This is a genomic window from Arthrobacter sp. H41 (assembly GCF_000520535.1).
Taxonomy (GTDB): domain Bacteria; phylum Actinomycetota; class Actinomycetes; order Actinomycetales; family Micrococcaceae; genus Arthrobacter_D.
On record NZ_AZRZ01000422.1, the window covers coordinates 1 to 8,597 of the forward strand.

10 protein-coding genes are annotated in these 8,597 nt (G+C 65.1%); 6 read left to right on the forward strand and 4 right to left on the reverse strand.

Annotation, left to right across the window (positions count from 1 at the left end; all coding sequences use genetic code 11):
* The first annotated feature begins 78 nt into the window (after positions 1 to 78).
* Complete coding sequence (locus Y705_RS16255) at positions 79 to 372, forward strand: helix-turn-helix domain-containing protein (protein WP_049822037.1); 294 nt, start codon at positions 79 to 81, stop codon at positions 370 to 372.
* Positions 373 to 642: 270 nt separating this feature from the next.
* Here Y705_RS16255 and Y705_RS0100570 read toward each other — a convergent pair whose 3' ends face one another.
* Positions 643 to 2,043 (reverse strand): hypothetical protein, encoded by a 1,401-nt coding sequence (locus tag Y705_RS0100570; protein WP_216698685.1) that lies wholly within the window; start codon positions 2,041 to 2,043, stop codon positions 643 to 645.
* A 194-nt stretch (positions 2,044 to 2,237) separates the two neighbouring features.
* On the opposite strand from Y705_RS0100570, the gene Y705_RS16260 reads away from it, so the two are divergent.
* From Y705_RS16260 to Y705_RS0100585, 3 genes are all read left to right on the forward strand, one after another.
* The gene (locus Y705_RS16260; protein WP_049822038.1) at positions 2,238 to 3,002 is read left to right on the forward strand and encodes a CDP-alcohol phosphatidyltransferase family protein; all 765 of its coding nucleotides are present in this window, start codon (positions 2,238 to 2,240) and stop codon (positions 3,000 to 3,002) included.
* A gap of 70 nt (positions 3,003 to 3,072) precedes the next feature.
* A complete protein-coding gene (locus tag Y705_RS0100580) occupies positions 3,073 to 3,894 on the forward strand; it encodes an alpha/beta fold hydrolase (protein WP_026531462.1) in 822 nt (273 codons plus the stop codon).
* A 4-nt stretch (positions 3,895 to 3,898) separates the two neighbouring features.
* A complete protein-coding gene (locus Y705_RS0100585; RefSeq protein WP_026531463.1) occupies positions 3,899 to 4,579 on the forward strand; it encodes a haloacid dehalogenase type II in 681 nt (226 codons plus the stop codon).
* Between the two features lie 13 nt (positions 4,580 to 4,592).
* Here the strand turns inward: Y705_RS0100585 and Y705_RS0100590 are convergent, their stop codons facing one another.
* Positions 4,593 to 5,243, reverse strand: a complete 651-nt coding sequence (locus Y705_RS0100590; protein WP_216698687.1) for a class I SAM-dependent methyltransferase — start codon at positions 5,241 to 5,243, stop codon at positions 4,593 to 4,595.
* A 97-nt stretch (positions 5,244 to 5,340) separates the two neighbouring features.
* Here Y705_RS0100590 and Y705_RS0100595 point away from each other — a divergent pair, with 97 nt between their 5' ends.
* Positions 5,341 to 6,774, forward strand: a complete 1,434-nt coding sequence (locus Y705_RS0100595) for a dihydrolipoyl dehydrogenase family protein (protein ID WP_026531465.1) — start codon at positions 5,341 to 5,343, stop codon at positions 6,772 to 6,774.
* 69 nt (positions 6,775 to 6,843) lie between these two features.
* On the opposite strand, the gene Y705_RS0100600 is transcribed toward Y705_RS0100595, so the two are convergent.
* Positions 6,844 to 7,473 (reverse strand): CDP-alcohol phosphatidyltransferase family protein, encoded by a 630-nt coding sequence (locus Y705_RS0100600; protein ID WP_026531466.1) that lies wholly within the window; start codon positions 7,471 to 7,473, stop codon positions 6,844 to 6,846.
* Positions 7,466 to 8,146: a TVP38/TMEM64 family protein gene (locus Y705_RS0100605; protein WP_049822039.1), complete on the reverse strand. Its 681-nt coding sequence runs from the start codon at positions 8,144 to 8,146 to the stop codon at positions 7,466 to 7,468. The genes Y705_RS0100600 and Y705_RS0100605 overlap by 8 nt, the downstream gene beginning before the upstream one ends.
* A 105-nt stretch (positions 8,147 to 8,251) precedes the next feature.
* Here Y705_RS0100605 and Y705_RS22585 point away from each other — a divergent pair.
* The coding region (locus Y705_RS22585) for a type 2 periplasmic-binding domain-containing protein (RefSeq protein WP_026531468.1) at positions 8,252 to 8,597 on the forward strand (346 nt) is incomplete at its 3' end.

An 8,597-nucleotide genomic window follows, 5' to 3' on the forward strand; every position in this document is an offset into this window, starting at 1 on the left:
CGAAGCCGAAGCGATGCGCCTACGAGCCGAACTGTCGGCCGTCCCCGAACACCAGTCGGAAAAACGTTCAGGAGACAAATGAAGGGAAGTAGCGAAGGGAAAACAGGGAAGGGCCCCGGTGCAGAGGACGAGCCCGTCAAGGCGTTACGGTTCCTGACCCTCCGGCAGGTAGCCGAGGAACTCAACACCAAAGAATCCACCATCCGGGCACTCATCCGCACGGGTGAGATTCCGGCCATTCAAGTGGGTGGCCGTGGGCAATGGCGTCTTGGCCGGGTCGATGTCGAGACTTACATCACTGCCGCGTACGTGCGGGCAGCCGGAGACATTGGCCGCGGAAACACCGTGGTTAGTCTGGAGGAGCCGGGGTGACAGCGCCCAGCCACACCCAGCCTTCGCGCTGGATCATAATAAAGGGTTCGAAGAACCGGATTTTCACGGCTGTCTTCGTGTAGGCGATGGCGTGGGTCTGGACCCTGATGGCTTGGGGTAGCGGATCCACGCGTACACCCGCCATGGCTCCGGGAAATCAGCCGGTCGGCAGTTCTCGACGTCGAGCTCGGCCATACGCGGCATGATCAGCTCTTCGCGCATCACGAAATCCTCGATCCGCTGATCCATCAGTTCCGCGTAATGGAATTGTTAGTTGGTTTTGACTCGCAGTGGTAGCAGTTTGAGTAATTGCTTGTTCTCGGTGGAATCGAGGACGGAGTGCTGGGTGCAGGCGGGGACGAGCTGGCCGGTCTCTGGGTGGCTCATTGTGTACATGCACGCGCCGAGCCGTTCCTGGGCCTCCCGCACTGCCGGGTCGTCGCTGATCTGTCCCTGCTCTATCAGGGCCCAGGCGGGTGCCACCACGGAGGCGTCCATGAAGTTGTGTACTACGAAGGTTTTCACGGCGAGGGTTTTTCCCCGCCAGGCGTGCCAGAGCGCCCGGGCGCCGCCGGCACGCGCGATGATGCGTTGGCCCATTTTGAGGAGCACGGCCACATCGCCCGGATACCGTGCTGCGGCGCGCAGGATACGTGCGGCGAGTACGAAGCGGGTTTGCCCGCCGAAGAACATGCCGCCGTGGTGCTTGAGGAGCCGGTCACGTGCCGCGGTGTCTGCAGGGATGGCCGGGTCTATGGCGACGGCGAAGGTGCCGGCCGCGGAAAGGCCTGTGGTGTAACGATTGCAGCGTGGGTCGCCGAATTGCGTGCCCCGCCACGGAAGTTCCTGACCGGCGCCCTTCTCAATCTGCTCCCAGACGTCGTCAATGCGTACCTCGGCGAAATCTTCCTTCCACCGCCGGTTGTCCCCGATGAAGGCCGCGGGCTGGAAGGACAGCATGTTGTAGGGCATCGACAGCACTGACCGGGTCACCCCTGCGACTTCTTCGAGGTTCGACGGCGTCACTGTCATGTTGTGTGCGAGGTAGGAGCGCACGCCGTGTTCCTGCTGGAGGTCCGCGAACATTCGCGCGAACTTCGAACGGAAGGGATCCAGCTCTGCTTCGCTGCGCGGGCGCACAGCGCCGCGTCGTCCCCGCATCAGCGAATCGAAGTGCGCAGCGAAGGACACCCGATCGAACCGGCGCTCACCCTTGGCGTCCAGGACCAGTGCCAGCAGGTACGCGTAGTCGAAGTCGCCGTGGGTCATCGACATCGGTTCGCGCCCGTTCGCTCGCATCACTGCCAGTGCTGCTGCGTGATCGTCCGGATCGAGCAGGCTGACCTCGCCTCCGATAAGCTGGGCGTGTGCCCGTGGTCCACGGACGGACCGGAGGTACTGCATCTGCCGTTCCACTTCCCGGAGAGTGTGTCCTCCGTCCACACGCACCTGGTTGGCCTCAGCGGAGTGATAGCACGGTGTACAGGTGAGATTGCATTTGGGGAAGACACCATGGGTGCCCTCACACCCCACGGCGCTTCGACCGAGCAGCTGGTTCGGGGTCTTGACGTGATCGGGGAGTCCAGCCCACCGGGCGTCCATCGCCGCACGTGACTCGGGGTGTACGGGCCGGGTTCGTCGTTCGAGGTCCCGAAGAAGATCCGTTATCACGATTGCTGCCTCCATCAATGAGCATCCCGGCCTGCTGTGGTGGATTGCCTAGCCTACCCCGGCGCGATCAACCACTCACCAAGGGACCAGGACAGGGGGCACGGGGTCGCGGTGTGGGCGATGTTAGGGTCGGAGTAATTTCGCCCGGCAGGGCAGGCGGGGGAGGCAATCCGTTGTGAATGGTGGGAGAGGCAATGACGACTGATCCGGCGAACCCGAACCCGAACCCGAATCCGGTGACAGGGCGCAGCGGGCATGCCGTGCCGGGTAGCCGTGAGGCGATCGATGACCTTCTCAGCCAACTTCATACCGGCGGGTGGGGCCTTGAGGCGTGGGTGGGGCTGCTTGTCAAGGCTTCCCAGCGGTCGGTGGATCAGGCGCGCGCCCGCCCGCAGGCCCTGCTGGAGGTAACAGCCCTGCACGTCCTCCTGGGTGTTTGTGCCGGTGCACCCGGTTGGAAATGGGTCATGGTCACCTGGTCCCTCGCAGCGAGTCACCTGGGATTGCTTGAGGGAAGAAAATCGTTGGGACCGGCCAATATCATCACGCTGATGCGGGCCAATCTTCCCGCTCTCGAGAACTCCCTGGGTCGGTGGGTGCCGGTTCTTGCCCTCATCAGCGACTTCGTCGACGGCAAACTCGCCCGGGCGACGGGCACCGAAACATCTTTCGGGCAATATGCTGATTTCTTCGCCGACACCGCCCTCTGGACATGGTTCAGCATGCACTACGAATCCAGCCGGACTGTGCGTACCGCGACGTTCACGGCCTGGTCCCTGCCCGTGGTCCTGGTCGCTTTTGTCAGTTTCGCACGGGGTCGGATGATCGATGTCCCGCGCTCCTGGTGGTTTCGACCGGCCGCGGCAGTCCAGGTACTGCTCGGTGCCCGGATGATCAGGCGCTGGCTCCGGTCCGTACACGCTGGGGCTGCCCTTATGAAAGCGTGTCGGTCTGGTTAGGCTGACAGTACGGGTAGGTCCCGCGACCGTTGTTGAAAAGCGATGCCTGGCAAGGCGAATGGAGGAATTGTTGGAGACACGATCGACGACAGTGAACGGTATGAGCGCGCGCTGGGTGGAGCACGGTACGGGCAGGCCGGTTGTTCTTGTACACGGGATTCCGACCTCGTCGCGGCTTTGGCGCCACGTGATGCCGTTGGTCGACGGGCGGACGCTGGCATGGGAGATGCCCGGCTACGGATCGATCATCCCTGACGGGAGGGACCGTGACCTCAGGCTCTCAGCCCAGGCCGGATATCTCCTGGAGTGGATCGAATCCCTTGACCTGAAGGAACCGCCGGTCCTCGTTGGCCACGATCTCGGCGGGGGAGTCGCGCAGATCGCCGCCGTGCGTGCAACTGAGCGTTTCGCGGGCCTGGTCCTGACCAACTCCGTGTGTTACGACTCGTGGCCCATCCCCAGTCTGAAGGCGATGCAGCGCGTGGCACCGGTGCTGGCATTCCTGCCTCAGGTGCTGATGTACCCGACATTCGTCCAGCTCATCCACCGCGGCCACGATGACCGGAATATTGCCCTGGCATCCCTCGCGGAGCACTGGGGACCGTACGTGTCCCACGGCGCGGCACGGAGCATGATGCGCCAGGTCGCCGCACTCCACGTTCAGGACACCCTGGATATTTCGGACCGGTTGGTGGGCCTGAACCTGCCGGCACGGGTGGTGTGGGGTGAAGCCGACGCGTTCCAAAAAGTCAGGTACGGGGAGCGGCTCGCCGCAGACCTCGGAGCGGAGCTGACCCGGATACCCGGAGGCAAGCACTTCACCCCCGAAGACCATCCGCAGGACATCGCCGACGCCATCAACTCGCTCCTTACAGGAGCCCGAAAGGACTAGCCCCATGTTCACCACTCCGTCCGTCATCGTTTTCGACGTCAATGAAACCCTGTCCGACATGGGCCCTCTCGCAGACGCGTTCACCCGCGCCGGGGTAGCTGATTCCCTGGCCGGGCTGTGGTTCACGGAAGTCCTCCGTGACGGGTTCGCCCTGACCTCAGCCGGGGACAATCCTGCCTTCGCTGACCTTGCCACCGACAGTCTCAACCGCCTGCTCACCCAGACCTCAGGACCGGGCGACTTCCAGGAGCAGGTCACTTCCATCATGGGCGTGTTCAAGAACCTCTCCCTTCACCCGGATGCCGCGCCCGGGATCGAGGCGCTCAGCCGCATCACGCAACTGGTGACTCTCAGCAACGGTGCCACCTCGGTGGCCGAGGACCTCTTGAGCCGGGGTGGGGTCCGAGAAGAATTCTCCCGGCTCCTCAGTGTCCAGGACGCTCCCCGGTGGAAACCTGCCCGCGAAGCCTATGATTACGCGGCCCGGGAGACCGGGCAGACCGTCGACCGGCTGCTGCTCGTCGCCGTGCACCCCTGGGACATCCACGGCGCCAGCGCCGCCGGCCTGCACACCGCGTGGATCAACCGTACCGGTGCCTCCTACCCCTCCTATTTCAACGACCCCGACATCGAAGCCGAAGATCTGGTGGCTCTCGCAGGAAAGCTCACCGGATTGGACAGGTAAGCAATCGGGGGTGTTACCGGCGAGAGCCTGTGCGGATCTGGAGATGCCCGCCGCGTGCGGAGGCGGCTTGTACGTCGGCGCAGTCCCGTTCGACCCCGGTCCAGGGGTGGGCGGTGATGTCGGCTCCGCCAAGGCGGCATGCAGCCCGGGCCAGAGGCGACATCAGGGAGTAGAGGCCGGTGGGTTCCTGCATGTCCACCACGGTCATGGAAGCGCCCGGAGAGGACATGAGGATCATGTTGGTCCAGGCGGTTTCCCAGTCCGCCATAAGGGACAGGGCGTAGGTCGCCAGCGCAGCCTCCGAATACTCGCGCCCTCCCTGAAGTGCGATGCTGGCGCAGATGGCGGCAGGCGTGAGCGTGGTCGCATCCGCCTCGATGAGAATGACGTTGGTCCAGCCTTTACGCGTGGCCTTCCGCCGGGCCTGGGCCAGCATGTCCGGGCTGCGGTCGATGCCCACAATCATGCCCCCGGGGCCGATCCGGTGATGAAGGATCCCGAAATTCAGTCCGGTGCCGCACCCGATGTCCACGACCTGGTCACCGGGATGAAGGTCCAGGGATTCGATGCCGATCTTCCTGCCGGTCCGATACACAGGCCATTCGGCCGAGAGCAGGTCGTACAGGGGTGCGATGCTGCGGTATTTTCCGGCGATCAGGATCACTTCCGTATCGGGGGCGGGGCTCGGTTGGGCCGGCCGCGGTGCCTACAGCTTATGGTGAGGGAAAATCCGTAGAAACCGACGACGAGATGGAGATTCAATGGAACGCAAGGATGGGATCATCGATTTGCTGGTGGTCGGCGGTGGTACGGCCGGGATCGTGGGAGCGAAGACCGCAGCCCGGCTCGGCGCGGACACGGTCCTGGTCGAATCCGCCCGCACGGGCGGGGACTGCCTGTGGACCGGGTGTGTCCCGTCCAAAACTCTCCTCTCCGCGGCAGGTAAAGCGGTGGCTGAGCGCTCCCTCGGTGGCCGTGGAACGGCTTTTGCAGAGGTGCGGGCACGCATCTTGGAGGCCATCGCTGCCATCGAACCCGATGATTCTCCGGCGTCGCTGGAAGCCGTCGGTGCGTCAGTTGTGACCGGTACGGTCCGGTTCACGGCTCCCGGTGAAGCCGACATCGACGGGAAGACCATCCGTTTCCGGCAGGCGCTGATCGCGACCGGCAGCGCACCACTGGTACCACCGATTCCGGGATTGGACGAGGCTCCGATGGTGACATCGGAAACCGTGTGGGACCTGGTGGAACTCCCGCACCGCTTGGTAATCATCGGGGGAGGCCCGATCGCCTGTGAGCTGGGACAGGCCTTCGCGCGGCTCGGCTCGGCCGTGGTGATGCTGGTGCGCTCGGAGATCCTGCCAAAAGAGGACCGCGACGCCGCGACGATCGTGGGAGCCAGCCTGCAAAAAGACGGCGTGGAAATCGTTGAAGGAGTGGAGACCGAAAGCATCAGCACGGTTCCCGAGGACGGCAACAGCAGCGGTGGCGATCCGCGAAGCGTCGTCCACACCAGTGACGGACGGGCTTTCGATGCGGACGTCATCCTGGTGGCTACCGGCCGGAAGGCCCGCACCGAAGGCCTGGGGCTGGAGCACGTGGGTGTGGAGTGCGACGACGCCGGCCATGTGGTGGTGGGTGCGGCAATGCGCACGTCGAATCCGAGGATCTGGGCGGCGGGAGATGTGACACCGCACCCCGACTTCACCCATCTGGCAGGGGTTTATGCGAGCACCGCAGCCTCCAATGCCGTCCTGGGCGTACACCGGTCGGTCAGCACGATTGTTCCGCGGGTAACCTTCACCTCCCCCGAGGTTGCCGCCGTCGGTGTCACCACGGCTGACGGCAAGGATCAGACCACCTCGACCATCCAGCACGCGCAGACGGATCGGGCCATCACCGAGGAGCAGACCTCGGGCTTCACCCGGCTGGTGATCGGCAAGGGCGGGCGGATTCTCGGGGGAACGATCGTGGGACCCCGGGCCGGGGAATCCCTGGCGGAACTGACACTTGCCGTGCACCAGAAGCTCACCACGCGGGACCTCGCAGGGGTCACCCATCCCTATCCCACGTATAACGACGCCCTGTGGAATGCGGCCATCGCCGATGCGCGTACGGCGCTCGACTCTCCTCTGGTCCGCACCGCAATGACCGGCCTGGTGAAATTCAATCGTTGGCGCAACCGGCGGTCCTGAACCCGACCGGCACTTGACGGTCGGGGGCGGAAGTCAAGGGGCCGAGGGCAGGAGGTGCGGGGTAGGGGTTCAGCGCAGCAGCCGGTAACCGGCTCCGATCCGCTGTGTGGCGCTGACCAGGACCAGGATCGCCCACACCGAGGCGATCTGCCACGCCGCAGCCGGGAACAACAGCCAAAGACTATGGACCAGGACAGTCTCCGCACCTTCCGCCAGGCCACCGAGGAAGGACAGTGAGCGGCCGTCATCGATTTGCCGGCCGCTCTTCTCCGCGATAGAGGAAAAGGCGAGGAACACGCTGCCGTTGATGTAGTAGGCGAACAACACCAGCAGGAAGGGAAGCCACGGGGCGCCAAAACCGGCGGTAGCTCCGATGGCAACCCCGACCACGGTGGCACCGTAGACCACGAAGTCCGCGGAGATATCCCAGAACCCGCCCTGCCCCGCATCCGCTCCCGCCGTACTCGACCGCGCCCTGCGGCGTGCAAGCGGCCCGTCCAGTCCGTCCGCGAGCCGACAGAGCAGCCACGCGGCAAGGGCGGGGACCCACATCTGGCCTGCTGCGAGGCCTGCACTGGCCAGCCCGAGGACCAGGTTGAGTCCGGTCAGGCGGTTCGGGGTGATCCACGAAACATCCAGCCGGGCCGCGGCGCGGTCCAGTGCGGGTGCGAGGAGGGGTCGAAGGCGCGAATCAAACATCAGGTGTCCTGTTCCTGCGCCGGGACCGCATGGCGACGATCAAACCCGCGAGGGTGAGCACGCCGAGGGCAGCTGTGGCTACCTGGGCGGGCCATCCGAACTCGAGGCCGAAAGCACCGAGGGCCAGGAAACTCACGGTACCGGGGAGGATGCCGAGCATCGTCCCCAGGAAGTAGGGCCACCAGCCCAGTGCGGTGAGCCCGGCGGAGTAATTGATCGCGGTGAAAGGCAGCACCGGAACCAGCCGGACCCCAACGACGGCGGGAAATCCGCGCTTGCTAAGGGCGGCGTCGATTTTCTCCACCCGGGTGCCCGTGAACTTCTCGACGGCGTCGCGGCCAAGTGCGCGTCCCAGCCAGAACGCCGCGGACGCGCCCAGCAGCGCCGCGCAGTAGACGATCCCTAGCCCGGGGCCGAAACCGAACAGCACACCGGCGGCGATGGAGAGCACATTCTTGGGAACAGGGGCGAGAGTCAGGGCGGCGTAACCGGCAACAAAGCCTACGGGACCCCACCAGCCGGCCTGCTCCACCAGCGCGCGCAGCCCATCCACGTCCGGAATGGGCACGGTGAGGACCACCACAGTCGCCGCGACAATGATCGCCGCCAGCAGCAGGACCCGTCGGAGCGGGGTAAGGAACGGTGCGCGGCGGCGCGCGTGGTCTTCCTGCATGGTCTCCCGCCATCGGCTGCCCGGCTCGGCCCGTTCGGCTCGTTCGGGCGCCGACCCCGCTTCGAGGATACTGGAAACAGCACCCCCACCAGTCTAAGGACGCCCATGACCAGCCTCTTCACCCCGGTTTCACCTCGACGCCGTCCTGCCCTGTCCTTGGTCGCAGCAGCGCTGGCACTGCTGCTCACCTCATGTTCGGGAGCTACCGCTGAACCGGCGGAAAGCTTCAGGAGCTTCGACGAGGTTCAGACGGAGGCGGAGGGCCAGACCGTCGATCTGTGGATGTACGGGGGAGACGAGCAGGGCAACGCCTACGTGGACCGGGTGCTCGCCCCGGCAGCCAAGGAGCAGGGAGTCACCCTCCGGCGCGTGCCGATCACGGATACCCAGGACGCGGTGAACCGGGTGCTCAGTGAGCGCCAGGCCGGGCGCGACGACGGCTCGGTGGACC

Excerpts from the sequence above, each read along its gene's own strand:
- Y705_RS16260 (WP_049822038.1), top strand. The coding sequence starts at position 2,238 with ATGACGACTGATCCGGCGAACCCGAACCCGAACCCGAATCCGGTGACA.
- Y705_RS0100595 (WP_026531465.1), top strand. The coding sequence starts at position 5,341 with ATGGAACGCAAGGATGGGATCATCGATTTGCTGGTGGTCGGCGGTGGT.
- Y705_RS0100585 (WP_026531463.1), top strand. The coding sequence starts at position 3,899 with ATGTTCACCACTCCGTCCGTCATCGTTTTCGACGTCAATGAAACCCTG.
- Y705_RS0100605 (WP_049822039.1), bottom strand. The coding sequence starts at position 8,146 with ATGCAGGAAGACCACGCGCGCCGCCGCGCACCGTTCCTTACCCCGCTC.
- Y705_RS16255 (WP_049822037.1), top strand. The coding sequence starts at position 79 with ATGAAGGGAAGTAGCGAAGGGAAAACAGGGAAGGGCCCCGGTGCAGAG.
- Y705_RS0100600 (WP_026531466.1), bottom strand. The coding sequence starts at position 7,473 with ATGTTTGATTCGCGCCTTCGACCCCTCCTCGCACCCGCACTGGACCGC.